Annotated in this window: 19 protein-coding genes; 10 read left to right on the forward strand and 9 right to left on the reverse strand. The window is 61.8% G+C overall.

From position 1 onward, the window contains the following. Positions 1 to 54: 54 nt before the first annotated feature. On the reverse strand, positions 55 to 639 hold the full coding sequence (locus tag KUV86_RS08765; protein ID WP_222238035.1) for a TetR/AcrR family transcriptional regulator: 585 nt from the start codon (positions 637 to 639) through the stop codon (positions 55 to 57). A gap of 137 nt (positions 640 to 776) precedes the next feature. On the opposite strand from KUV86_RS08765, the gene KUV86_RS08770 reads away from it, so the two are divergent. Next, positions 777 to 1,442, forward strand: coding sequence for a glutathione S-transferase family protein (locus KUV86_RS08770; RefSeq protein ID WP_222484450.1), 666 nt, complete (start codon positions 777 to 779; stop codon positions 1,440 to 1,442). On the opposite strand, the gene KUV86_RS08775 is transcribed toward KUV86_RS08770, so the two are convergent. Next, on the reverse strand, positions 1,439 to 2,374 hold the full coding sequence (locus KUV86_RS08775) for an AEC family transporter (RefSeq protein ID WP_206942537.1): 936 nt from the start codon (positions 2,372 to 2,374) through the stop codon (positions 1,439 to 1,441). The genes KUV86_RS08770 and KUV86_RS08775 overlap by 4 nt on opposite strands. Before the next feature lie 260 nt (positions 2,375 to 2,634). On the opposite strand from KUV86_RS08775, the gene metF reads away from it, so the two are divergent. Then, positions 2,635 to 3,480: a methylenetetrahydrofolate reductase [NAD(P)H] gene (gene metF / locus KUV86_RS08780; RefSeq protein WP_222484451.1), complete on the forward strand. Its 846-nt coding sequence runs from the start codon at positions 2,635 to 2,637 to the stop codon at positions 3,478 to 3,480. Between the two features lie 209 nt (positions 3,481 to 3,689). Here the strand turns inward: metF and KUV86_RS08785 are convergent, their stop codons facing one another. From KUV86_RS08785 to prlC, 4 genes are all read right to left on the reverse strand, one after another. Further along, positions 3,690 to 5,876 carry a TRAP transporter permease gene (locus tag KUV86_RS08785; protein WP_222484453.1) on the reverse strand — a complete coding sequence of 729 codons (2,187 nt, stop codon included), beginning with the start codon at positions 5,874 to 5,876 and terminating at the stop codon, positions 3,690 to 3,692. Between the two features lie 72 nt (positions 5,877 to 5,948). Then, positions 5,949 to 6,941: a TAXI family TRAP transporter solute-binding subunit gene (locus KUV86_RS08790; protein WP_206942540.1), complete on the reverse strand. Its 993-nt coding sequence runs from the start codon at positions 6,939 to 6,941 to the stop codon at positions 5,949 to 5,951. A 411-nt stretch (positions 6,942 to 7,352) separates the two neighbouring features. Further along, positions 7,353 to 7,601 (reverse strand): YheV family putative zinc ribbon protein, encoded by a 249-nt coding sequence (locus KUV86_RS08795; RefSeq protein WP_206942541.1) that lies wholly within the window; start codon positions 7,599 to 7,601, stop codon positions 7,353 to 7,355. Between the two features lie 60 nt (positions 7,602 to 7,661). Continuing rightward, positions 7,662 to 9,710, reverse strand: a complete 2,049-nt coding sequence (prlC, locus tag KUV86_RS08800; protein WP_222162124.1) for an oligopeptidase A — start codon at positions 9,708 to 9,710, stop codon at positions 7,662 to 7,664. Positions 9,711 to 9,819: 109 nt separating this feature from the next. Here prlC and KUV86_RS08805 point away from each other — a divergent pair, with 109 nt between their 5' ends. The 3 genes from KUV86_RS08805 to KUV86_RS08815 all read left to right on the forward strand — a co-directional run bounded on the left by KUV86_RS08805 (position 9,820) and on the right by KUV86_RS08815 (position 12,670). Then, entirely contained in the window at positions 9,820 to 11,160 is a 1,341-nt protein-coding gene (locus tag KUV86_RS08805) for a sodium-dependent transporter (RefSeq protein WP_222484455.1), read from the forward strand. A 66-nt stretch (positions 11,161 to 11,226) separates the two neighbouring features. Then, positions 11,227 to 11,832, forward strand: coding sequence for a gamma carbonic anhydrase family protein (locus KUV86_RS08810; protein ID WP_261397571.1), 606 nt, complete (start codon positions 11,227 to 11,229; stop codon positions 11,830 to 11,832). 154 nt (positions 11,833 to 11,986) lie between these two features. Then, a complete protein-coding gene (locus KUV86_RS08815) occupies positions 11,987 to 12,670 on the forward strand; it encodes a metal-dependent hydrolase (RefSeq protein ID WP_222484458.1) in 684 nt (227 codons plus the stop codon). Here the strand turns inward: KUV86_RS08815 and KUV86_RS08820 are convergent. Genes KUV86_RS08820 through KUV86_RS08830 form a run of 3 tightly spaced genes read right to left on the reverse strand, consistent with a single transcriptional unit; the run spans position 12,634 to position 16,717 of the window. Further along, positions 12,634 to 14,022, reverse strand: a complete 1,389-nt coding sequence (locus KUV86_RS08820) for a sigma-54-dependent transcriptional regulator (RefSeq protein WP_206942549.1) — start codon at positions 14,020 to 14,022, stop codon at positions 12,634 to 12,636. The genes KUV86_RS08815 and KUV86_RS08820 overlap by 37 nt on opposite strands. Continuing rightward, positions 14,015 to 15,937 carry an ATP-binding protein gene (locus KUV86_RS08825; RefSeq protein ID WP_224851885.1) on the reverse strand — a complete coding sequence of 641 codons (1,923 nt, stop codon included), beginning with the start codon at positions 15,935 to 15,937 and terminating at the stop codon, positions 14,015 to 14,017. Before KUV86_RS08825 ends, KUV86_RS08820 begins: the two co-directional genes overlap by 8 nt. A 3-nt stretch (positions 15,938 to 15,940) precedes the next feature. Further along, positions 15,941 to 16,717: a GntR family transcriptional regulator gene (locus tag KUV86_RS08830; protein WP_206942550.1), complete on the reverse strand. Its 777-nt coding sequence runs from the start codon at positions 16,715 to 16,717 to the stop codon at positions 15,941 to 15,943. 410 nt (positions 16,718 to 17,127) lie between these two features. Here KUV86_RS08830 and KUV86_RS08835 point away from each other — a divergent pair, with 410 nt between their 5' ends. The 5 genes from KUV86_RS08835 (at position 17,128) to KUV86_RS08855 (ending at position 25,238) form a co-directional block, all read left to right on the forward strand. After that, a complete protein-coding gene (locus tag KUV86_RS08835; protein ID WP_206942551.1) occupies positions 17,128 to 17,883 on the forward strand; it encodes a (Fe-S)-binding protein in 756 nt (251 codons plus the stop codon). Beyond that, positions 17,880 to 19,310, forward strand: coding sequence for a LutB/LldF family L-lactate oxidation iron-sulfur protein (locus tag KUV86_RS08840; RefSeq protein ID WP_206942552.1), 1,431 nt, complete (start codon positions 17,880 to 17,882; stop codon positions 19,308 to 19,310). Before KUV86_RS08835 ends, KUV86_RS08840 begins: the two co-directional genes overlap by 4 nt. Beyond that, positions 19,307 to 19,963, forward strand: a complete 657-nt coding sequence (locus KUV86_RS08845) for a lactate utilization protein C (protein ID WP_222484460.1) — start codon at positions 19,307 to 19,309, stop codon at positions 19,961 to 19,963. Before KUV86_RS08840 ends, KUV86_RS08845 begins: the two co-directional genes overlap by 4 nt. Positions 19,964 to 20,112: 149 nt before the next feature. After that, positions 20,113 to 22,206 carry a hypothetical protein gene (locus tag KUV86_RS08850; RefSeq protein ID WP_222484462.1) on the forward strand — a complete coding sequence of 698 codons (2,094 nt, stop codon included), beginning with the start codon at positions 20,113 to 20,115 and terminating at the stop codon, positions 22,204 to 22,206. A gap of 161 nt (positions 22,207 to 22,367) precedes the next feature. Next, a complete protein-coding gene (locus KUV86_RS08855) occupies positions 22,368 to 25,238 on the forward strand; it encodes an FAD-binding and (Fe-S)-binding domain-containing protein (protein WP_261397572.1) in 2,871 nt (956 codons plus the stop codon). Positions 25,239 to 25,949: the final 711 nt, after the last annotated feature.

Consider the following 25,949-nt stretch of genomic DNA (forward strand, 5'->3'; position numbering starts at 1 on the left):
CCCGCCATCGAGAGGCCCCCGTTCGCTTGCCCGGCCTGACTCAGCGTTCGTTGTTCAGGCCTCTTGGCCGACAGCGGCGCCGCGGCCGCCGGTTAGCTCGCTGGCCTTTGCCAGCGTTCTGCCGGCCTCCAGCAATTCCTCTGCCAGTCGTGGGTCATTGACCGTGCGTGCCATGGCCAGACTGCCGATCATCGCAATCATCTGACCGAGCGCGCGTTTTCGCGCGTCGCTGTCCATCTCTGAGGTCCCGAGAAAGCGCTCCAGAAAGCCTTCCAGCAGGGCGGTGTAGGTGGAGCGTACCTGCTCGTCGCGCTGTGCTACATCGCTGACTAGACAGGCCAGCGGACAGGCCACCTCGTCCTTGTCGAGGGACTGACTCAGATAGGCATCGATACGCGCTTCTCGACTTTCGAGCTGCTCGAGCTCAATGGCCCCACGTCTGGCCGCATGACGAATGGCATTGGCGTAGAGCGATGATTTGCTGTCGAAGTGGGCGTAGAAGGCACCCCGGGTCAGGCCGGCGTCGGCCATCACCTCGTCGATGCTGACGGCATCGTAGCCTCGTTGGGTAAAGCAGCGGGCCGCTGCATCGAGAATGCGATGGCGGGTCTCGCGCTTGCGTTCGTTGCTCCAGGGCATGGGCGGTATCCGGCGACAAAATATGTTGTTGAACATATGGTGCCAGCGGCCATGCTGCAAGACGAGTGAGTACGACTCACACAGCAGACGTCGGCGACTGCCGGCGGTTCCGTGTCTGATAGATAGGGGAGGTTGGCATGGCAAGTGTCTACATAGTAGGTCCGTCGTTCTCGAACTTCGTGCGTAGCGTGATGCTGGTGTGTCATGAGAAGGGCATAGAGCACAGCGTTGGCCTTGAGGCCGATGGTATCTCCGTGGGGCTGCACACGCCCGAGCTGCTTGCACTCAACCCCTTCGACAAGATTCCGGTCTTGCTGCATGGCGAGCGGCGCCTCTATGAAAGTGTTGCCATCTGTCGTTATCTGGACGCCGCCTTTGAGGGCCCAGCGCTGCTGCCAACGGATATCTGGGAGCGTGCCGTGGTGGACCAGTGGTGCAGTGCATTGGCCACCCAGGTGGACCAGGCCATCGTCAGACGCTACTTGCTGGAACTGGTGTTCCCCAGGGGCGCCAATGGCCAGGTGCGTGCAGACAAACTGAGTGAAGCCACCCCGGACGCGCAGAAGATGCTGGGGATTATCGACGCACGGCTGGAGGGAAGAGACTATCTGGCGGGGAATGACTTCACTCTGGCGGATGCGCTGGCGGCCCCCATGCTGGATTACATGGTGGCCACGCCGCCTGCTCGGCCCCTGGTCGAGGCGGTCCCCCGCGTCCGCGCGTACGTGGAACGGCTAAGGGCGCGCCCCTCAGGCCAGGCGGTTCTGGTAGAACCCGTTTTTCCGGGTAGGACCTCGGGCTAGCTCAGTCCCACCAGTGCCAGCATGGCACTGAGATATAGCGGGATGACCAGGGGCGCAGCCAGGGTGGTGATGAGCACCGCCAGCGCGCCTTTTTCTGGGGCGATACCCAGCTCCATGGCCACCACCACCACGTTGGCGGCCATGGGCACGACGCCGACCAGCAATAATGCCAGCGCCATATCCCTAGTTAGCCCGATGGTCAGTTGCAGCAGCACAACGGCTATCAGCATCAGCACTGGCCAGAGGGCGTAGCGCACTGCCACACAGGCGCCAATGAAACGACCGTCCAGCGAGCGCGGCGATACGCGGCCCAGCGTCATACCGATGATCATCATGCCGAGCAGGGTGTAGGTGGCAGGAAACACCGCCATGGCATCGGTGACCTCGGCGGGTACGTGAATGCCAACGCCTTCCACCAGCAGCGCTGCCAGGAACGCGTAGACCAGTGGCAGTCGGACAATCTTGAGCAGGCTGTCGCGCACTGAGAAGCGCCCTCTGGCACTAAGGTAAAAGCCCACGGTGAACTCGTAGAGGGTGACGCCGAGAGCGCAGAACAGATACAGCGTGACGCCCGAGGGCGGCAGCAGCACCAGCGCTACAGGCAGGCCGAAGTAGCCGGTATTGCCGGTGCCCGCCGAGAAGGCCAGCACCGATCCCTCTTCATCTGGAAGCCAACGCTTGCCCAGTAGGTTGACGCCCATTGCCACCAGGCTTGCGATCACGAACAAGGCTGCTGTCAGCGCCAGGTAGGCGGGGGTTGGCCCACCCAGCACCAGGGCTCTGAAGAAGGTCAGCGGGGCGATCAGGTAGACCAGCAGTGTCGCCACGGGGCGAGCATCCACTCTCAACATCCTGGCTGCCAGTACCCCTAATGCGACGAAGGCGAGCAGCGTCCATAGTGGGCCCATCAGTGAGCTGGGGTCGACAGCCATGAACATCATCCTTGAGTGAGTGGCGAAGCCAACATGATGCCCGTTGGCAGTGAGGGTGTCAGTAGACCATTGATGACGCCAGCCACAGGAGTCTTTAGAATTTATGGTTATCAATTTCTCTTTTTTTATATGAAAGAAATTGAAGTTCACTCGCGAAACTTTCATTGGTGGTCACGCGGTGGAGTCGTCACAATGGCGGACATCACATGATCGGGCACCCTGTGGCGGTGATCCGCCACTCGCGATAAGGACCACTGGCTATGAGCGCACAAGAGCACCCGTTGGGCATCAGCTTTGAATTTTTCCCTCCGAACACCGATGCCGGGCGGGAGAAATTGATGCGCAACAGGGATCTTCTGGCCGAGCGTAACCCGCGGTTCTTCTCCGTCACCTACGGCGCCGGCGGCTCGACGCAGAACCGTACCATCGCGACCGTCAATGCCGTGCGTGATAGCGGTATCACCACCGCGCCGCACCTGTCGTGCATCGGCAGCGAGAAAGCCCAGCTGCGGGATCTGCTGACAGACTACAAGGCACAGGGCATCAATAGCCTGGTGGCGCTGCGCGGTGATCTGCCCTCGGGTATGGGGGGGATCGGTGAGCTGCGCTATGCCAATGAACTGGTAGAGTTCATCCGGCAGGAAACCGGGGATCACTTCGAGATCGCGGTGGCCGCCTATCCCGAGTCGCATCCTCAGGCCCCTAGCTTCGAGGCGGATCTCCAGAATTTTGCGCGCAAGATGAACGCCGGAGCGAACCTGGCGATTACCCAGTACTTCTTCACTGCGGACGCCTATTTCCATTTCGTCGAGCGAGCGCGCCAGCTGGGCGTGGAAGCGCCGATCATTCCCGGCATCATGCCGATCACCAACTATTCCAAGCTGGCGCGTTTCTCTGACGCCTGCGGGGCGGAAATTCCGCGCTGGATTCGCAAGCAGCTGGAAGCCTACGGTGACGATAGCGCGTCTATCGCGGCCTTTGGTGAAGAGGTGATCTCGCGCCTGGCACAGCGGCTGCTGGATGGCGGCGCTCCCGGCCTGCACTTCTACACCCTGAACCAGGCAGAGCCGACGCTGAAGATCGTTGACAATCTCGCCGGTCATTGACTGTCGGGTTGCCCTTCGGCGCTCATATAACAACAACGCTGGACCCTTGGCCCGATGCGGGCCACCACGATAACAAGAACGAAGGCCTCGCCATTGGCGGGGCCTTCGTCGTTGGTGGGCCTCATGGCCCGTCGCGAGTGGCCAAAAGAACGCCCCGCCAGATGGCGGGGCGAGGTTAGTTGACGTCACATCGGCGCACTGAGCGTGTATCAGCCAGTCGTGGCACTTCTGGCGCCACCGCCGCTGGCGCGCTGCATGAAGAACAGGCCGATGGCAATGGCAAGACCCGCCAGGTCGGTGATGATGCCGCCGTAGATCAGGCACAGGGCGCCCACCAGCATCACCAGGCGTTGCCAGGCCTTGACCGGGCCAAAGAACCAGGCTTGTACGGTAGCTGCCAGCAGCACGATACCGATGGTCGCAGTGGTACCTACCCTGAGGATCTGCGCCCAGTCGCCTTCCATCAGCATGGCCGGGCTGTAGAAGAACATGAACGGCACGATGAAGGCCGCCAGGCCGATCTTGAACGAGGCCACCGAGGTCCCCATGGCGTTGTCACCGGAAATGCCTGCTGCGGCATAGGAAGCCAAGGCCACGGGCGGCGTGATGGCAGACACCACGGCAAAGTAGAACACGAAGAAGTGGGCGACCAGCGGCTGAATGCCGATATCGATCAGGCCGGGGGCGACCACCGATGCTGCCACCGCATAGGCCGCCGTGGTGGGCATGCCCATGCCCAGCAGGATCGAGATGCACATGGCAAAGAACAGCGCCAGCAGCTGACTGACGCCGGCCAATCCAAGCAGCAGGGAGGAGAAGCGAGCACCCACACCGGTCAGCGCGATGACCCCGACGATGAGGCCGGCGCAGGCACACACCGCGATGATCTGGATCGACATGGTGCCGGCCAGGCTCAAGGCGCGAAGGATGGAGCGTATTCCCATCTTGTGCGGCGACAGCCAGCTGACGACAGCCGCGGAAGCGGTGGCCAGGGTGCCGGCACGGATCACCGAGTAGCCCATGAACAAGGCCACGATCAAGATGATGATCGGAGCAAACAGATAGACCTGCTTGATCAGCGATGAGAACTGGGGAATTTCTTCCTTGCGCATGCCACGCATGCCCTTGCGGGCCGCCTCGAAGTCAACCATGAAGTAGACGGAGGCAAAGTACAGGATGGCAGGAATCAGCGCCGCCACCGCGATCTCGGTATAGGGAATCCCGGTGATCTCGGCCATGATAAAGGCCCCTGCACCCATGATCGGCGGCATGATCTGGCCGCCAGTAGAAGCAGCGGCTTCGATGGCGCCGGCGCTTCGTGCGGGGTAGCCGACTTTCTTCATCAGCGGAATCGTAAGCGAGCCGGTGGATACCACGTTGCCGGCACTGGTGCCGTTGATCATGCCCATCAGGCCAGAGGCAAAGATCGAGACCTTGGCCGGGCCGCCGCGCGCACGACCGGCACCGGCGAAGGCAAAGTTGACGAAGTAGTCGCCGACCTTCGACGCCTGCAGGAAGGCGGCAAAGATGATGAACAGGATGATATAGGTCGATGACACGGCGGTCGTCGGCCCCAGAATGCCAGCATCGGTGTAGACCTGGCTGAAGAAACGTCCGAGTGACAGCCCGGGATAGCCGAGGAAGCCCGGCAGCCAGGGGCCCATGAACACGTAGGCCAGGAAGATCGCCGAGATGACGACCAGGGCCAGGCCGGCGACACGGCGGGTGAGCTCCAGGATCAGCAGCGAACCGGCGATGGCGGCCCAGCTGATACCCATGGGGGCAAATGAGGTGCCGGTCGAGGCGCGCAACGGACTGTTGAAGACCACCAGCAGGTAGCCTGCCACGGCGGCGGCACAGACCATCAGCACCACGTCAGCAAGCAACAGCTGATGACGCGCCTGGCGAGGAATCCATGACAGCGCGATGGCCCCCAGGGTGGCGATGATCAGGGGGGCGCCGTAGTGCCAGTTTTCGATGGCAGGATCGATGCGCATGGCGCCGCCTGCCATGGTCTGCTGCATCAGCACCGTCTGCAGCAATGCGTAGGCGGCTGGCACCAGCAGGACCAGAGCAATAATGCTGGCCCAGCGGGGGGCGCCATCCTGGCCCTCCTCAACGAAGCGGGAGCCGGTATACAGGCCAAAGCCGAGGATCAGGGCGCCGGCGATATGGATAATGCGGAACGACCAGGTCTCGATGGGATAGATATTGAGGGAGACCAGGTGAAAGACGGTATAGGCCACGGCCAGAATGCCGAATAGCCACCACTTGCCGCCTTCGAACAGACGACGATTGGGTTCGACGGCTTCGTCGTCGACGCCCGAGGCGACGATGGGTTCGACCGGAGTGTCGGTCGCCTGCTCGTCGCGGGGAGAATCGGGGGTGTGAGTCATGGAGCGATACCTTGGGAAACGAACGACCGGCCAGTGCCCCGCCCGCAGCCTGGCTGCGGGCGGGTAATAGCGTTACTGCTTGACCAGAGACGGATCGATCTCGTAGCCGTTTTCTTCGTACCAGCGCGCGGCGCCGGGGTGGAACGGCAGCACGGTGTTGTACTGAATGTTGTCAGGGATGGTGGTGGCGGCACTGCGGTGCACGTCCAGCATCTTGTCGTTGTTTTCCATGGTTACCTTGGTGACCTCGTAGACAAAGTCTTCCGGCAGGTCACAGCCAGCGATGGCGAAGTTCCACATGGACACCGCACGGGCATCTTCCTCGAGGGTCGTGTAGGTGCTGGCCGGGATCTGGAAGGCCGAGACCGGGAAGGCCTCGAGGATCTGCTGCTGCTCTTCCTCGGTGAATTCGATGATGTTGACGTCCGTCTGCACTTCGAGCTGGCTGACCGCAGGGATCGGAATGCCGGCGGCAAAGGCAATCACGTCGAGCAGGCCGTCCTGCAGCTGGCCGCCAAGGTCAGACCAGCCTCCGTTGCGGCGATCAAAGTTGACGCCCAGCTCTTCCAGAATGGCCGGGAAGTAGGTGTCGGAGGTGGAGGCTGCCGGGCCGAAGCCGATACGGGCGCCGTCGGGAATCTCGGAGATTGAGGTGATGCCGCTGTCGGACAGGGCGGTGATGGAGAACGGAGTCTCGTACATCGGGAACAGGGCACAGACGTTGTCCATCTGGATGCCAGGGGCCAGCGGGCTCTTGCCGTTCACTGCGTCGGAAGCCGGACCCATGGTGGTCAGGCCGAAGGCGACATCGCCACCGTGTACCAGGGCCAGGTTCTGTGTCGGGCCGCCGGTGACTTCGCCGCCACCGGACAGACCGAGCTGGTCAGCGACCAGGTTGGCCCAGCCGGAGCCGTAGACGAAGTAGGTGCCGCCTTGGCTCGCGGTGCCAACGGTGAAGCTCTCAGGCCAGTCTTCGCGATCTGCCTGAGCAGCAGCGGAGACCAGCAGGGTGCCGGCAAACGTGGTGGCGAGGACGCCGGTGAGGAGGCGAGTGGAGGTGCTCATGCAATGTCTCCCAATGCGATGGACGTTGTGATTATGGGTCGTGATGACGGTGCTGCGATCTCAAGCGTAGTCAGAGATGACGAAATGAGATGGCAGTTGGCCGTCAGTCGGTCAACGCAATAAACATCGCAAGGGGTGTGCCTTTTTAACAAAAGGCTAATAAATTCAAGTTTTTATGATTTTTTATTTAGACAATAGTCGAAAACGCTGTGACGCCTCATGTCCGATATCTCGCACGGATGGCCGAAGTGGGTGTGCGGAAATCCGCATGTTGGCCTAGGCACGGCACGTCCTGGCGGCGTAGTGATCTACCAGGACGGTGGCAAGGGGTCGGGACGGGGTATCCTGCAGTGCTTTTCAGTTCCGCTTTCTGGGTCAGTACCGCTTTCTGAGTCAGTACCGCTTTCTGAGTCAGTGGCGCTTGCCGGGATCGAGAATGCGCACTGGCTGAATCTCTTCTGCCGCTGGGGCGTCGTGTTCCTGATTGACCCGTGTCGCCAGCTCCTCGAGCACGTCGTCTTCGATCGGCAGCTGCTCGAAGAAGTCACAGCTGACGCATTCTCTGTAGCGCACGCCGTTCTGCTCCCAGGCGCGGATGCGGTCCATTTCAGCACAGCGTGGGCAGACCACGCCGGCGATGAAACGTTTCTTTACGGTCATCGTTGTCTCCGTATAGGGTGACGCCTCCGCCAGATGCGGAGGCGTCGATGGTCACGGGTATCAAGCGGCGCGAATACCACTGTGGCGTAGCAGCGGTTCGATACTGGGATCGCGACCGCGGAAGGCCTTGAACAGGTCCGCGGCGTCACGGGCTCCACCCTGCTCAAGGATTTCGCGGCGGAAGCGAGCACCGGTCTCGGCGTCAAAGGTGCCGGCTTCCTCGAAGGCACTCCAGGCATCGGCGGACAGCACTTCTGCCCACTTGTAGCTGTAGTAACCTGCCGCGTATCCGCCGGCGAAGATGTGACCGAAGCTATTCTGGAAGCGGTTGAAGTCGACTCTGGGGACCACCGATACCTTCGCTCGCACGTCATCCAGCAGCGCCTGAATCTCCGCCGCGCTGGGCGCCGCTGGTTCCAGGTGCAGGCGGAAGTCGAACAGCGACAGCTCTACCTGGCGCAGCAGACCCATGGCGGACTGGAAATTCTTGGCTGCGATCAGCTTGTCGAACAGCTCGTCAGGCAGCGGCTCGCCGGTCTCGACATGTCCAGAGATCAGGTCAAGCCCCTCACGCTCCCAGCAGAAATTCTCCATGAATTGGCTAGGCAGCTCGACGGCATCCCAGGCAACCCCATTGATACCGGAAACATCGGCAACGTCCTGGCGGGTCAGCATGTGATGGAGACCATGCCCGAACTCATGGAACAGCGTGGTGACCTCATCGTGGGTCAGCAGTGCCGGCTTGTCGCCGACCGGGCGGGTGAAATTGCAGGTCAGGTAGGCCACCGGCAGCTGCAGCTCACCGTCGCGGCGACGGCGGACACGGCATTCATCCATCCAGGCTCCGCCTCGCTTGCCCTCGCGAGCATAAAGGTCGAGGTAGAAGCCGGCGATGGGGGCGCCGTTTTCATACAGCCGGTAGAAGCCCACATCTGGGTGATAGGTGGGAGCGTCGCTGTCGCGCTCGACCTGCACGCCGTAGAGCCTTTCCACCACGCTGAACAGGCCTTGAACCGCCTTGGGGGCCGGAAAGTAGGGACGCAGCTGCTCCTGGGAAATGGCGTAGCGCGCTTCACGCAGCTTCTCGCTGGCAAAGCCGATGTCCCAGGGGGCCAGAGCCTCCAGACCCAAGGTGTCCTTGGCGAAGGCATCCAGCTCGCTGAATTCCTGCTGGCCCTGGTCCAGCGCGCGCTCGGCCAGGTCGTCGAGGAAGCCGACGACCTGGCTGGGGCTGTCGGCCATCTTGGTGGCCAGTGAGTAGTCGGCGTAGGTCGCAAACCCCATCAGTTCGGCCATCTCGCGACGCAGTGCGAGGGTTTCTTCCATGATCGGGGCGTTGTCATATTCGCCGGCATTGGGCCCCTGGTCCGAGGCACGAGTGACGAAGGCGGTGTACACCTCTCGGCGCAGTTCGCGGTCCTCGGCATAGGAAAGCACCGGGAAGAAACTGGGGAAGTCGAGGGTGATGCGATACCCCTTCTTGCCCTTGGACTCAGCGTTGGCTGCCAGTGTATCGAGGGCGCTCTGGGGCAGCCCCCCCAGACGGCTGTCGTCCTCGAGGTCCAGCGACCAGGCCTGGGTAGCATCCAGCAGCTGATTGGAGAAGGTGCTGGATAGGCTCGAGAGGCGTGAGCGGATTTCCGCCGAGCGCTGCTTCTTGTCGGCCGGCAGGTCGACGCCTGCCAGGCGAAAATCACGCAGTGCGTTGTTCACGGCGCGTTGCTGGGCGTCACTGAGGGTCGCGAAGTCTGGACTATCCTTGAGCGCCTGCCAGGCACGAAACAGCCCTTCATGCTGGCTGATCCAGGTGCTGTAGGCGGAGAGCTTCTCGAGACAGCCATCGTGAGCCTCACGCAGCTCAGGGGTGCTCATGGTCGAGTTGAGGTGGGAGACCGGCGACCAGGCCTGTGCCAGGCGATCGCTCAACTCCTCCAGTGGCGCCGCCAGGCTGGCCCAGGTGGGCGTCGCTTGCTCGGCTTCAGCCACCAGTGCTTCGACACCGTCGCGCAGCTCCTCAAGCAAGGTGTCGACCGCCGGGGCGACATGCTCAGGGCGAATCTCACCGAAGGGCGGCAGGGTGTGGCGTTCAAGCAGCGGGTTGCGGGACATGTGCACCTCTCGAATTCGACAATGGTTCAGTAAATGCGGGCGACTGTCGCCTGTTTCAATGTGCTAGTCTTGCGCCCTTCGTTTTTCTCGATGTGGACACCGAAAGACCATGAACCAGACGCTGGAACGCTGGAGTTCGCGCCGCGCCTTTATCCTGGCCGTGACCGGGGCCGCCGTGGGCCTCGGCAATATATGGCGCTTCCCCTATATCACCGGCGAAAACGGGGGAGCTGCCTTCCTCTTGCTGTATGTGGGGTTTGTGGTGGTGCTGGGCCTGCCCGTGATGATGGCCGAGATCATGATCGGCCGGGCCGGACGCAGGAGCCCGATGCAGTCGTTGGCGGAGCTGGCACGCCAGCGTGGCACCTCGACTCACTGGAAGTGGCTTGGTCTGTTCGGGGCCTTTACCGTCTTCTGTATTCTGTCGTTCTACTCGGTGGTGTCCGGCTGGTCCATTGATTTCATGGTCAACGCCTTCAGCGGCGGCTTTGCCGGCGAGAGTGGCCCGGAGATCGGCGCTGGCTTCGACGCCTTTCTCGCAGACCCTTTGCGCATGACGTTCAACCACACCCTGTTTTTGGTCATGACCATGGTGGTGGTGGCCGCGGGTGTGGCCAAGGGGCTCGAGCGTCTCAACAACCTGCTGATGCCTGCGCTGTATCTGTTATTGATCGTGCTGGCTGGCCACGCCGTGACCATGGACGGTTTTGGTCCCGCCATGGCATGGCTGTTCACACCGGATTTTTCGGCGCTGACGCCGATGGTCTTCGTCCATGCCATGGGCCATGCCTTCTTCACCCTGGCGGTGGGAGCCTGTGCCTTGATGGCCTACGGCGCTTACATGCCTGACCATCAAAGCCTGCCCGGTGCCGCCGGTGCAGTGGCGGTGCTGGACGTGCTGGTCGCGCTGCTGGCCGGTATCGCCATCTTCTCGGTGGTGTTCACCCAGGGCATGGATCCTGGCGAAGGCCCTGGCCTGGTCTTTGTCACACTGCCGGTGGCCTTTGCGGATCTGCCTGGCGGTGCCTTCTGGCTTGGGTTGTTCTTCCTGTTGCTGTTGCTGGCGACCTGGACGTCGTCGATCAACCTGGCCGAACCGATGGTATCGACCCTGGTGGGATGGGGTCTCAGTCGTCGTCTGGCGGCATTGGCGGTGGGCATCTGCGTGTGGTTGGTGGGGCTATTATGTGTGCTGTCGTTTTCTACCTTGAGTGACGTCCACGTGATTGGCAGCATGAACTTCTTTGGCGTGGTCAGCACCATCCCGCCCGAGATATTCCTGCCCCTCGGCGGCCTCTTGATCGCCATCTTTGCCGCGTGGGTAATGCCTGAGCGCGAGGCGCTGCGGGCGCTGGATGCTGGTCCCAACGGCTTTCGCGTGTGGCGCGCGGTCGTTCGCTGGATATCCATTCCGCTGGTGCTGGTGGTGCTGTTCAGCAGCCTGCTGTAGCCGCCGCTGACCGTGTTGTCCTTGTACGAGCCACGCCTCACGAATAGCTGATAAGGAGTGCCGAGCATGACCGATAGTAACCACAACGCAGCGTCTGGCTCCCCCGTGTCGTCGCCCGCTCCCGGTTTTCCGGTGATCCGCTCCTGGCAGGGCAAGGCGCCGGTGCTGGGGGCGCGGGTCTACGTCGACCCCCAGTGCATGGTGCTGGGTGACGTGGTGTTGGGAGATGACTGCTCGGTGTGGCCGATGGCGGTGATTCGTGGTGACATGCACCGCATCCGCATCGGCTCCCGCACCAGCGTGCAGGATGGCAGCGTACTGCACATCACCCATGCCAGCGATTTCAATGCGGGGGGCTGGCCCTTGACCATCGGTGATGAGGTCACCATCGGGCACAAGGCCGTGCTGCATGGCTGCACCTTGGGGAATCGGATCCTGGTTGGCATGGGGGCCATCGTGATGGACGGGGCGGTGGTCGAGGATGAGGTGATCATCGCCGCCGGCGCCGTGGTGCCGCCCGGCAAGCGGCTGGAAAGCGGATACGTCTATGCCGGCAACCCGGCCAAGGCATTGCGCCCCTTGAAGGACAGTGAGCGGGCCTTCTTCCCCTATACCGCCGGCAACTACGTGAAGCTCAAGGATCAGTATCTTGAGGAAAATGCAGCCGGTTAACGTCGGTGCCGCAACGAGAGCACATCAGAAAACGCTGCCAAGGCAGCGTTTTTTTATGCTCATGTTCATTCCAACCAATTGTTTCTATTGAACTGCCGGGCGATAATCTGGTCATTTATCCAGTGCTGTATGTTTTTCGAGGAGCCTTCCCGGCATGGCCAACTTCCGCACCCACCTCAGCGTGGCCGCCGCCGGCGGCGCGGTGCTGGCCCATGGAGGCTGGCAGGCGGGGCTATGGTCGGCGCTCGATAGCCTGCCGATTCTGGCGCTGACCACCCTGGGTGGGATTTTGCCGGATATCGACTCGGACAGTTCCAAGGCCATCCGGCTGGTCTTCAACCTGCTGGCGGTGCCTGCGGTGGTGGCCGGGGCGGTGATGCTGCAGGAGCGGCTGAGCGACGGCACCCTGCTGTTGGTCTGCGGAGGTATCTATCTGGCGGTGCGCTATCTGGCGGGGGCGATATTCGCCCGCTTCACGGTTCATCGTGGCCTGTGGCATTCACTGCTGGCAGCGTCGATGTGCGGGTTTGCCACGAGTGCCATCAGTCATCGCTTGTTTGCCCCGCCTGATGCCATGGCCTGGGCCCACGGGGCGGCGCTGACCATGGGGTTTGCCATCCACCTGTTGCTCGACGAGCTGTACAGCGTGGACCTGGATGGGGCGCGCCTGAAGCGTTCCTTCGGCACCGCTTTCAAGCCGTTCGACTGGGGCGACCCTGGCAATTCTGTGGCGATGCTGTGCGTCACCTTGAGTCTTGCGCCTTGGCTGCCTTCCTGGGATGTCCTGCAGGGGTTGCTCGATCAGGGCGTCGCACTGGTGTCATCGCGCTGGCGATAGTCATCTGGCTTGAGCTCATGTTTCTTGAGCTTGTCGTACAGCGTCTTGCGCGGCAGTCCCAGATGCTCACACACGTCGTTGATCCGGCCATGATGTCGTGCCAGCGATTGACTCAACAGCTGCTTTTCGAAGAGTTCGACCTGGCGGGGCAGGGGAAGCTCGCCGCCGTCACTGCCGACGCCTTCCATCAAGGCGTCGAGGCGATAGTCGCAGGTACTGCCGAGCAGCACGTAGCGCTCCGCCAGGTTGCGCAGCTCGCGGGCGTTGCCGGGCCAGTCGTGGGCCAGCAGCACCGAGACTCCAGGCGCGTCCAGGGGAGGCGCTTCCATGCCGCTGCGGCTGGCCGCGACCGCCGCGAAGTGCTGAAACAGCAGGGGAATGTCTTCGCGTCGCTCACGCAGGGGCGGGATCGACAGCGTGACGACGTTGAGGCGGTAGTAGAGATCTTCCCGGAATTCGCCCGCTTCGGCGGCCTCTCTCAGGTCGATCTTGGTCGCGGCAATGACCCGGATATCCAGCGCCACAGGCGTGTTGCTGCCAAGCCGCTCCACCTGCCGTTCCTGCAGCACCCGCAGCAGCTTTACCTGGAGAGCCAGCGGCATCGATTCGATTTCATCGAGGAAGACAGTGCCCCCCTCGGCGTGCTCGAACTTGCCAATACGCCTTTCCACGGCGCCGGTAAAGGCGCCTTTCTCGTGTCCGAACAGCTCCGACTCGATGGTGCTTTCCGGCACAGCGCCGCAGTTGATGGCGACGAAGGGCCTGCCGCCCCGGGCGCTGCGTTCATGAATCGCCCTTGCCACCAGGTCCTTGCCGGCGCCTGTCTCGCCGAACAACAGCACATCGGCTTCCACTTGGCTGATGCGTTGCACCATGGAGGATAGCCGTTTGATGGCCGGCGTGCGCCCGACCAGGCGGGGGCCGGGTGCCGTCTGCTGGGCCTCCAGCTCCGCCTTGAGATAGCGGTTCTCCAGGCTCAACCGGCGCTTGTCGATGCCGCGCCGAACCACCTCACTCAGTCGTTCACTGGGGAAGGGCTTTTCGAGAAAGTCCCAGGCCCCCTCGCGCATGGCTTCCACCGCGGTGGACACGTCGCCATGGCCGGTAATCAGCACCACGGGAAGGTCGGGATCACGCTGGCGAATTTCCTTGAGCAGGGCCATCCCGTCCATGCCAGGCATGCGAATGTCGCTGATCACCACGCCAGAGAAGTCCTTGTTCAACGTGGCCAGGGCCTGTTCGGCACTGGCGAAGGGCTCGGGGTGGTAGCCCGCCAGCTCCAGGGTCTGGCCAAGGGTGACCCTCAGGTGCTCCTCGTCATCGATGATCATCACGGGGGGGGCATCAGACATGGGGCGGCTTCTCTTGGTAGGGCATGGAACCGGGAGCCGGGGTGCTGGCGGCCCGCGGAAGGTCGATGGTAAAGCGTGCACCGCCCAGTGGCGAGACGCTGGCGGCCAGCCGTCCCCCCAGATCATCAATGATTCGGGCAGAGATGGACAGCCCCAAGCCAAGTCCGGCACCGGGTGCCTTGGTGGTGTAGAAGGGTTCGAAGACCTGGCGTCGTTGTGGTTCCGGAATGCCGGGGCCGTTGTCATCCACTCTGATGGTAATGCTGTCCTCGGTGGCCGCGACACCGAGGACAAGCTTTGGCTCGGCGACGTGGGCCATGGCTTGCAGCGCATTGCCGATCAGGTTGACCAGCACCTGTTCCAGCCGGACCAGGTCAGCCAGCACCCATGGTGCTTCGTCGGGAAGGTCGAACACGACGTCGACATGCTGCTCGTCCAGACGTGTCTTGAACAGTCGCAGCGCATAGTCAATGCAGGCACGGGTGGACACTGGGCTCGGTGGCTCCCCGCTCTTGCGTGAGAATTGGCGCAGCTGGGCGCTGATGTCGGCCATGCGTCCAGTGAGTTCAATGATCTCGCCCAGATTGGTGTCGACCGTGTCCAGACGTTCCCGGGCGAGAAAGCCTCGGGCATTCTCTGCGTAGGCGCGAATCGCGGCCAGCGGTTGGTTCAGCTCATGATTGATACCGGCAGCCAGCTGACCGAGAACGGCCAGCTTGGCCGCCTGGATCAGCTCGTCGCGGGTCTGTCGCAGGGTGGCTTCGGTGCGCCGGCGCTCATCGATTTCCGCGGACAGACGCTGGTTGCTGGCGACCAGATCCTGGGTGCGGCTGGCGACGTTGCGCTCCAGTTCATCTCTGGCCTTGGCCAGGGTGGTGCGTTCCCGTTCAGCAAAGGCCTCGCGCTCGCGACGAAGTCGGTGCCGTTGCCAGCCAACGCCGCAGGCCAAGGCCAGCAAGCCATACAGCCCCCCGCCCATCAGCATGGCTTGCCACTGGGCGTCATTGACCGGGCCCATGGGCTTGAGAATATGCATCTGCCAGCCAAGCGTCGCAAAGTCGCGGGTAACGCTCAGATACCGTTGGTCGGCCAGCGGGCCTTGGGTAAAGCCCACCAGGCGTGCCCCTTGGTCCAGCTGGTCGTGGGTGAACAGGTGGCTGGCGGTCAGCGGCTCGTCGGCGTAGCGACGGGATGAGCGCAGCTGGTCAAGGCGCTCGGGGCTGAGAGGATCGAGCGACGTAAGTCTCAGTTCTGGCTGGCTGGACATGAACACGATACCGTTCTGATCGACCACCAGCAGGCTGGAGTTTGGGCCTTGCCAGCTGGCTTCCAGCGCGTCGACGCGAATCTTGACCACCATGACGCCGGCGGGGGTCGCGTCCGGTGCGGTGTCATCCAGCCAGACCGGGGCCGAAAAGTAGTAGCCACGATCCATGGAGACTACGCCGAGGCCGTGGAAGCGGCCATAGTGCCCGGCAATGGCATCCTGGTAGTAGGGGCGAAAGCGGTAGTTTTCGCCGATGAAGGTATCTTCGCGGTGCCAGTTGCTGGCCGCCAGCGTTGTGCCTTCGGCATCGAGCAGGTAAATGTCCGACACCCCGGTGGTACTTCTGAAACGATTGAACAACCGGTTGAGCGGCATGGCGTTCTGGTCGTCGGGTGCACTCAGGTAGCGCTTGACCGTCTCCCGCGTGGCGAGAAGTTCTGGCAGATATTCATGGCGGGACAGGTAGCCGGTGAGGCCGGTGGCCGATAGCCTCAATTCGGTTTGCGCATCTCGTTGCAGGGTGGTCAGGGCGCGCTCCCTGGCGATATCCGCACTTTGCCAGATGACCAGCGCCAGGCCGAGGATGAGCGCGGCCAGCAGGGCCAGGGTCAGCGGACGCCGGTGGCGTGTCTTATGCCCGCTCATCATCGCCTAGAGTGACCGTCTCGGAGGCATCACCTGGGCCCGTCTGAGCGCTCGCTGCGCCCGCGTTTCGGCGCGTTCCATCTCGAGCAGGCCTTCCTCGACATAGACCAGGTGTTCGTGGGAGCGTGCCTGGGCATCTTCTGCGCGGCCCTCGAGAATGGCGTCGAGCAACGCCCGGTGCTGGGTCATGAGCCGCGGGCGCGACTCGGGCTTCTCGAACAGGTGGGCCAGGTTGTCCACGATGCTGCGCTCCAGCAGGTGGAAGATGCCGCGAATCGTGTGCAGCAGCAGGACATTATGGGCGGATTCGGCGATCGCCAGGTGAAAGGCCGCGTCCGCCTTGGCTTCGCCCTTGGGGTCCTCGCCGAGAAAGGCGACCTCGAGTTCCTCGAAGCGTTGGATCAACAGTGCCTTGTCCGTGGGTGTGGAGCGCAGCGCCGCATAGTAGGCGGACAGGCCTTCCATGGCATCACGGAATTCCAGAAGATCCAGGTGGAACTCACCGTGTCGCGACAACATTTCCAGCAGCGGATCACTGTAGCCGCTGTTCAAGGATTCCGTGATGTAGGTGCCACCACCCTGTCGACTTACCAGCAGCCCCCTGGCAGCCAGTTTCTGGATGGCCTCTCGCAGAGACGGACGCGATACGCCAAAGCGCTCAGCCAGCTCGCGCTCGGGAGGCAGTCGCTGGCCTGGCGTCAGGCTGCCTTCAAGAATCAGCGCCTCGAGTCGTTCGGTAATCACGTCGGCCAGGCGTGGCTGGCGCACGGGTTGGTAAGCCATGTGGGCGTCACTGGTCTGTGAGATGTGTCCAGAGTGTACCGCTTAGAAATTGGTATTACCAAAAAATGAGCATGATGAGACGTCATACAGTCTGTGGATACTTGCTAGCAATTCAATAGCTTGTGGCGCCGTTAATTTCCTGTAATACCAAAGTATAGAGGGATTGCTGGGCAAAAGCCGGCAACAGGTTTGACACTGTAGTGGCGCGACTCTACTGTGCCTTTATTCGGCGTTGTCAATTGGTTTTACCAATTTACCCAATTCGCGGGGTAGGCCTTGTGCCACCAGCGTCCGTACCTGACTTGATAGGCCTTTTCGGCAGCTCTCTGTTGGCTATGGAGCATGGGTCAAGCTAGGGCGGGGAACAATAAACGACAGCGCCTGCCGTGCCTGACCCTGAGGACCCCACCATGACCGCCGTCAAGTTATACCCTCCTCGACCCGACAAGGTTTACTTGTTTGGGACCTGCCTGATCGACATGCTGTATCCCGAGGCCGGGCTGGATAGCCTGCGCCTGCTGGAGCGAGAAGGCATCGAGGTCATCTACCCCCAGGACCAGACGTGCTGCGGTCAGCCGGCCTATACCTCGGGGTATCACAGTGAGGCTCGTGAAGTGGCGCGGGCTCAACTCGACCTGTTTCCCGGGCCCTGGCCCATCATCGTGCCGTCCGGCTCCTGTGGCGGCATGATGCGAACGCACTACCCGGACCTGTTTGCGGGAACCGAGGACGAGGCGAAGGCCACAGAGTTGGCGAGCCGGGTCTTCGAGTTGACCGAGTTCCTGGTGCACGTCTGTCACCTGACGCTTGACGACAGGGGCGCCCCGGAAAAGGTGGCGATGCATACCTCTTGCAGTGCGCGTCGTGAGATGGGCCTGGCTGACACCGGGCCGGCTCTGTTGCAGCGCCTGGGGCATGTCGAGTTGGTAGAGCAGGAACGAGCCAGCGAGTGCTGTGGATTTGGTGGAACCTTTGCGGTGCGCCATCCAGAGGTGTCCGGCGCCATGGTCGAGGACAAGAGTCGTGCGCTGGAGGCCGCAGGCGCGGATCACTTCGTCACCTCGGACTGCGGCTGCTTGATGAACATCGGTGGCCGCCTGGCTCATCGCGACAGCTCGCTCAAGGGTGAGCATATCGCTTCCTATCTGTGGCGGAGGACCTCATGAACCAGCCGGTACAGACGTTCACTCCTCAGGCGTTTCATCAGCAGGCCCATGCGGCGCTGGAGAACCCTCAGATCCGTGCCAATTTCCGCAAGGCCATGGATGGACTGATGGGCAAGCGGCGCGAGGCGTTTTCAGATTGGGATCTGGAGACCTTGCGCCAGCTTGGCGCCAATATTCGCCTGCGTGCCCTGTCCAAGCTGCCGGACCTGCTGGAGCAGTTGGAGGCGAACTGCGAAGCCAACGGTATTCGCGTGCATTGGGCGGAGAATGGCGAGCAGGCCTGCGCAATGATCACGGAGATCTGCCAGCAGCATGGCGCCTCTTCGGTGATCAAGGGCAAGTCCATGGTGTCCGAGGAAATGCACCTCAATGCTCACCTCGAGCAGGCCGGTATCGAGGCGCTGGAATCCGATTTGGGAGAGTACCTGGTCCAGCTCAACGAGCAGACGCCCTCGCACATCATCATGCCGGCGATTCACCTGAATACCGATGAAATCTCCGACATCATGCATGACCGCACCGGGACGGAACGCACCCGGGATGTCGATGCCATGACGGCCGCGGCACGTGCCCAACTGCGCGAGCGATTCATGGCGGCAGATGTCGGGGTATCCGGGGTCAATTTTGCGGTCGCCGAGACAGGCACATTGTGTCTCGTGGAAAATGAAGGCAATGGCCGTATGACGACGACGGCGCCGCCCGTGCATATTGCGGTGACAGGTATCGAAAAGGTGGTGGAGCATCTCGCGGATGTTGCCCCGCTGTACGCATTGCTGACCCGCTCGGCGACCGGTCAGCATGTCACCACCTACTTCAACATGATCAGTTCACCGCGCAAGGCGGGTGAGCACGATGGGCCCAAGGAAGTGCACCTTGTGTTGGTGGACAGCGGACGTTCGCGGATCTATCAAGATGACGAGCTGCTGGATACGTTGCGCTGCATCCGCTGTGGGGCCTGCATGAACCACTGCCCGGTCTACACTCGGGTCGGTGGGCATACCTATGGCACCACCTACCCAGGGCCGATTGGCGCCATCCTCATGCCTCACCTGATGGGGCTGGAAGCCACCAAGGACCTGCCGTCGGCATCGAGTTTGTGCGGTGCCTGTGGTGAGGTCTGCCCGGTCAAGATCCCCATTCCCGACCTGCTGGTGCGGTTGCGTCGTGAAGCGGTCGGTGACGGAGTCGGTAATGTGCCGGGAGCCGGCGTCAAACGGTCGCGCAAGGAAGTGGCCGCATGGAAAAGCTGGCAGTGGCTGGCGACGCATCCCAATGCCTGGCGCGGCGCCAGTCTGATCGCCGGTAGTTTCAGGGGGCTGGCACCGTCTCACCTGGGGCCATGGACGGAGTACCGCACGGCTCCCAAGCCAGCAAAGTCGTCGCTTCATACGCTGATCAAGCGTCACCGCAAGGAGCAGGATTCATGAGTGCAAGAGACAGTATCCTGGCTCGCCTGCGAGATCGCCAAGGCAGCGCTCTGGTGGCACCGGAAAGTGACTTCGCTGTCGTGACAGGGCGGGGCTGGTCCCGTGAAGAGCGGGCGGAGCGGTTCACTCGCTGGATTACCTCGGTGCATGGCGAGGTGGTCCGCTGCAACACGGCGGATTGGACCGATGCGCTTGCAGGTGTGCTGGCAGAAAAGCAGATTCGCCGGCTGGCGCTGGGGCGACAGCATCCGGTGGCCCGGGCCGCGCGCGATGCCCTGGCAAGCCACCAGGTGGAGCTGATCGATGCCGATCGCGACATCGAGGCCTGGCAGGAGGAGCTGTTTCAGCATGTCGACGCGGGGCTGACGTCAACTCGTGGCGGGATTGCTGAGACGGGTAGCCTGTGGCTATGGCCCGACGCCGACGAGCCGCGCCTGCTGAGCCTCGTGCCACCGCTGCATATTGCGGTGCTGGATGTCGACGCCATCGAGGATACGTTGTTCGATGTCATCACTCATCAAGGGTGGGCGAGTGGCATGCCGACCAACGCTCTGTTGATTTCTGGTCCCAGCAAGACGGCGGACATCGAGCAGACCCTGGCCTACGGGGTGCACGGCCCTCGCGAGTTGGTAGTTATTCTGCGCGACGGTTGACGCACCGATACGCGAAGAAAGTACGACACTACCGAGTCGGCCTGCGCGGATGACCCTGACGTTTGTCATATAAGTTGGCTATAGTGTTGTGCTTCCGATATCGCATAGTTGTCGGTGCACGGAGTGCAACCCGTTACATGGAGGCAGGCATGTCGAAACAACCGCTGGGCGAAAAGCGCCCGATATTCCTTTCCTTTTCCCCAGTGGTGCTGGTCGGCGGACTGTCGCTGGCAGTGTTGCTGGCGGGCTGTCAGGAAGGAGCGGACGGAGAGTCCGCGAATGATGGCCAAGCCAGCTCAGCTGCCCAGGGCCGCTTTATCGAGGCGCCGGAAAGTGCGGCCGGCGAACCGATTGAAGGCGAGCTGACATCGCAAAGTGGCGTCAACCTCAACAATGGGTCACGCTTTGGAAGCCACTGGGTCTGCGGCAGCGAAGGTGCGGGTGAGCTGTATCAGCTGGATTCGCCGTTCGCCGCCACGCTCTCGGTCTATGACGAACGTGGCCGTTGGCAGGGCGGGGCGGAAAGCTCTGAGCAGGCGCCGGCATCGCTGCTGTTGGGGCCCTCAGAAGGTTGCTCGCTGGTGGTCGTCAACAGCACCGACATGTCCGGCTTTGGTCCCTATGCATTGACACCTTCCCAGCAACAGGGCGCCGAGTCGCTGACGGATGGAGAGGCTGTCGTCGGCGTTCTGGGCGAAGAGACGGCCAGTTACCCCATCAGCCTGGACGACACCCGTCAGGTCACTCTGACGCTGGCCGGCGCGTCCAGTGCCGCGCTGGTACTCGAAGGCAACGAAGCATCCCACAAGGCAGCCCGCTGTGGCGATGACCAGCAGACGCTGGAGGCCTTCCTGACGCCTGGCGATTATGAGGTGCGTCTGGTGCCCGGTCAGCCGGTGAAGGAGCGGGTGGATGTTGCCTGTGAAGATGACTTCGTCAGCGTGGGCGGCGGCTATCGTCTGACGATGGAACAGGCTGACCTGTCGCGTGGCGAGCGCAACAGCGGTCCGCTGCGTTCTGGTGACAGCATTACCGGCACGCTGGATGACGCCTCTTCCAGCAACACCTACGAGCTTTCTATTGCAGAGCCCACCAACGTCACTCTGTCGCTCAGCTCAGATGACTTCGATACGGTTCTGCAGGTGCGCGGCGGTCAGACCAACATCGATGTCGATGACACTGGCAGCGGCACCAATTCCCTGCTTGAAAGCGTTCTCATGCCAGGCGACTACCGCGTGGTGGTCACTGGCTATGGCGGAGAGTCCGGAGCCTATGCACTTGAGCTCGACACGACGCCGTTTGATGGCGAGTTGAAGAACGAGGGCGAGCTCGTGCCTGGCGAATCCGTGCAGGGCATGGCGGGTGGTATGCAGCCCAATACCTACACCCTGACCATCGAACAGGCCTCCGAAGTATCGATCGGAGTGTCGTCCTCGGCGTTTGATACCCAGCTCTATCTGGAGGGCAACGGGGTAGCCTTGAGCGATGATGACGGCGGTGGTGGCACCAACTCCCGCATCGATACCGTGCTGGAGCCGGGCAGCTACCGGGTCGAAGTCAGCAGCTACTCGGGTTCGTCAGCCGGGACCTTCCTGCTCGAGTCCAGCGTCAATGCCTTTGACGGTGAGTTGCGAAACAGCGGCGAACTGCAGTCAGGCGAGACGGTGCGAGGCATGCTGGGAAGCAGCGGCAGCAATGGCTACACCTTTACGCTTGATGAGGCGGCTGAAGTGACGCTGGAACTGAACTCCAGTGCCTTCGATGCCTTGCTGGGCTTGAGCGGAGGAAGTGTCGACACCAGTGACGACGATGGCGGTTCTGGCACCAATTCGCGCATCCATGCCGTACTGGAGCCGGGTACGTATCAGGTGAACGCGCAAAGTTTCAGTGGCAGCGGCAGTTATTCACTGAGGCTGACACAGCAGCCGTTCAGCGGCGATTTCCGCACCGGTGGTGAGATTCGCACTGGCGAAACGGTGTATGGCCAGCTTGAGGTCAATGGCGAGCTGACCTATACCCTGGTCGTCGAGGAGGCTGGTGTGGTCAGCGTCGAGACCCAGTCGGAGGCCGTGGATACCCTGCTGGAGCTCGAGGGTAATGGCGTCTTCTTTCAGGATGACGACAGCGGCAGCACCGACCTCGGGTCATTGATCGAGACCACGCTGGAGCCTGGTGAGTACCAGGTCTCGGTCACCGGCTACGGTGGCAATGGCGGCATTGTTCGCGTCGATGTCAGGCCCTGATAACCGGTGCCAGGATAGCAGGCCTACTTGTGGAGGGCGGGGCTGCGCCTCTGCGCGACACAGGCCTGCTGACTAACCCCGAAGCGCCAAACGCCACTCTCAGGAGTGGCGTTTTTGCATCTGAACAGCTGCAATACTAGCCATCGGACAGGGAGAGCATCATGACGGCCATTTCCACCACACCCCCCAGCATCTCCATGGACTCGCTGGTCGAGCGATTGAAGCAGCATCTGCCGGAAGCGCGCCTGGTCACCGACCCATTGCGACGCCTGGCCTATGGGACGGATGCCAGCTTTTATCGGCTGGTGCCAAGCCTGGTGGTGCGGCCGCAGACCGAGCAGGAGCTGCGCTCTGTGATTGAGGCCTGCCGCGAGGGGCACTGGCCGATGACCTTTCGCGCGGCCGGCACGTCATTGTCCGGGCAAGCCATCACCGACGGTGTATTGATTCAGCTCGGCCGTGGTTGGCGGGGTGCCGAGGTGCTCGACAATGGGGCTCGCATCGACCTGCAGCCCGCTGTCATTGGTGCCAGGGCCAACGAATTGCTGGCGCCCTTCGATCGCAAGATCGGCCCTGACCCTGCGTCCATTGCCAGCTGCATGATCGGCGGTATCGCGGCGAATAACGCATCCGGCATGTGTTGTGGCACCGCTCAGAATACCTATATGACGCTCGACAGTATCCGCGTGGTGCTGCTGGATGGTGCTGTGCTCGATACCGCTGATACGGCCAGTGTCGAGGCGTTCCGCAAGAGTCACGCGGTGCTGCTGGACGGGTTGGAGCGGCTGGCCGCCGGCGTGCGTACCGATGTCGAACTGGCAAGGCGTATTCGCCACAAGTACCGGCTCAAGAATACCACCGGCTACGCGCTGAACAGTCTGCTGGATTACCGTGATGGCGTCGACATCCTGGCCCACCTGATGATCGGGTCTGAAGGGACTCTCGGTTGTATCACGCGCATTACGTATCACACCGTGCCAGAACCACCCCGTCGTGCAGCGGCCATGATCTTCTTCCCCGACCTGGGCAGTGCCTGTCGTGCGACCATCGCGCTCAAGGGTACGGGGGTGGCGGCAGTAGAGCTGATGGATCGTGCCGGACTCCGCGCGGTGGAGCGGCAGCCAGGGATGCCCGAGCACCTTCGTGATCTGCCGTCAGGTGCCACCGCGCTGCTGGTGGATGTTCGTGAGCAGGATGGCGACACCTTGGCTGCGCGTATCGATGACGTCAATCAGGCCCTTGAGGGCATCATGACGCTGGAGCCTGTCACCTTCACTGAAGATCCCGTCAGCTACGCCCTCTACTGGAAAGTTCGCAAGGGGTTGTTCCCGGCGGTGGGTGCCGTTCGCGACCTGGGGACGACGGTGATCATCGAGGACGTTGCCTTTCCGATCGAGCGACTGGAGGAGGGCGTTGCCGCGCTGACCGCCGCGTTCAAGCGGCATGGCTATGACGATGCCCTGCTGTTTGGTCACGCGCTTGAGGGCAACCTGCATTTTGTTTTTCCACAGGGCTTCGAGCGCGCGGGCGAAAAAGAGCGTTATCAGGCCTTGATGGCTGACGTCGCCCAGCTGGTAGCGGTTGAGTTCGGTGGCTCCCTGAAGGCGGAGCATGGCACAGGGCGCAACATGGCCCCCTTTGTCGAATTGGAGTGGGGCAAGGAAGCGTATGACCTGATGTGGCAGATCAAGGCGCTGTTCGATGCGGACCATCTTTTGAATCCCGAGGTCATGCTGACCCGAAACCCAACCTTGCACCTCGAGAACTTGAAGCCTCTACCCGAGGCTGACGCCATCGTCGATCGCTGCATCGAATGTGGCTTCTGCGAAGCGGTGTGTCCCTCCCGGGAACTGACGCTGACACCCCGCCAGCGCATCGTGTTGACGCGTGAGCGGGCCAGGCTGGCCAACCTTGAGCAACCCACCGATGCAGACAGGGAGCGGTCGGAAGCCTTTGGTCGGACAGCACTTTATGACATCGATACGTCCTGTGCGGCAGATGGTATGTGTGGTACCCGTTGTCCCGTCGGCATCAATACCGGCGAGCTGGTGCTTGCCATGCGTGAAGAGCGGCATGTCGGCAAGCAGCAGTTGGCGAGACGCATCGGACGGCATTTTTCCGGTGTGACCCGAGTCGCACGAAGTGGCCTGCGAGGGGCAAGCGTCGCAAGGGCGGTGATCGGCGACAGGCTGATGGCGACGGCAAGCCAGGGCTTGCACCAGGTCAGCAACAAGAGGATTCCCCAGTGGATTCCGTCGATTCCCGCGGCTGCCCCCATTCGCGTGTTGTCATCCGTGGCCCAGGTGGGCGAGGGGCGCGACCCAGTGGTGTACTTTCCCTCCTGTGCTACGCGAGTCTTCGGCGCAGACAAGCGCGACAGCAGCGCGCGGGCGGTAATGGAAGTGGTGCTGGCGCTGCTGGACAAGGCCGGCTATGACGTGATCATTCCTGAAATGCCGGGTCATCTGTGCTGTGGCATGCCCTTTTCCTCGAAGGGAATGGCAAATGAGGCCACCCATAAGGCGAGGGAGTTGAACCGAGAGCTCTTGGCAGCAAGCCATAACGGCAGGGTGCCGATCCTCTTTGATACCAGCCCTTGCAGTCAGCAGGTGGAGCAGCACCTTGATGCGCGTTTGAAGATTCAGGAGCCGGTCGCGTTTGCCCATGACTATCTGCTGCCTCGCCTGGACATCGCCCCGGTGGAAAGCAAGGTCGCCGTTCATGTGACCTGCTCCAGTCATCGCAAAGGCCTGACTGAGGCGTTTATCGCGCTGGCTCGTGCATGTGCCAAGGACGTTGTCGTTCCAGAGGGCATCAGCTGCTGTGGTTTTGCGGGCGACAAGGGTTTACGGGTGCCAGAGCTGACCGCATCGTCCCTGCAGGACCTTGCGGGGCAAGTGGTGGGCTGCGAATTTGGTGTCTCCAATTCGCGAACCTGTGAAATGGGGATGACCGAGCACTCAGGCCTGACGTACCACTCAATCCTGGAGCTGCTTGATCGTGCCAGCCAGCCGAGGGGCGTCAACTCATAGCACACTTCTGCGCGCGCCTTTATGGGTAGAGGTGCGGCTTGGCGCCCCGATAGAAGTCGCCAACGGAGTGTAGATAGAGCGCGTGTGCAGGAGCGTATGACCGGGTGTGTGACAAAGAAGAGACAGGGCGATGAACTTTTTTGATTCAGGCTATTGCCAAGCTGCCTCGAGATCCGTAAAGTACGCATCCGCTGCCGGCGACGAGCAAACGTCACAGGCGGTGAAGAGTGGTAAAAGTAGTTGATTTGAAAAGGCTTTCTGAAGCTTCTCGGAAAAATCACTGCTTGACGAGCAACGAGAAATCGGTAAAATGCTCGCCACTTGATCGGGGTCGCCGACAGGGCATCGAAAGATGCGCTGAGGCACGCTTCGCTCTCTTTTGAAGTCTGCAAGCATCGCTTGCGGGACGCAAAAGAAAGCGCTTGACGAAACGCTTCGATTCTGTAGAATACGCCTTCCTCGCAGGGCGCTGAGCAAAGCGCTCGGCAACAGCGAGACGCTCATTGAACTCACTAGAGTCAAGAGCACGCTCTTTAAAAATTGATCAGGTAATTCATGTGGGCGCTTGCCGATGAGTCAGTGACAATGTCACTGAAATATCAAGGCAAGCGACTCGTCAAACGAGACGTTTGAACCTTGAGCCAAGTTTGGTCCGCTTAACGGACTATCAGACTTTAAACTGAAGAGTTTGATCATGGCTCAGATTGAACG

The organism is Halomonas sp. DP8Y7-3 (genome assembly GCF_019801675.1).
GTDB classification, from domain to species: Bacteria; Pseudomonadota; Gammaproteobacteria; order Pseudomonadales; family Halomonadaceae; genus Halomonas; species Halomonas litopenaei_A.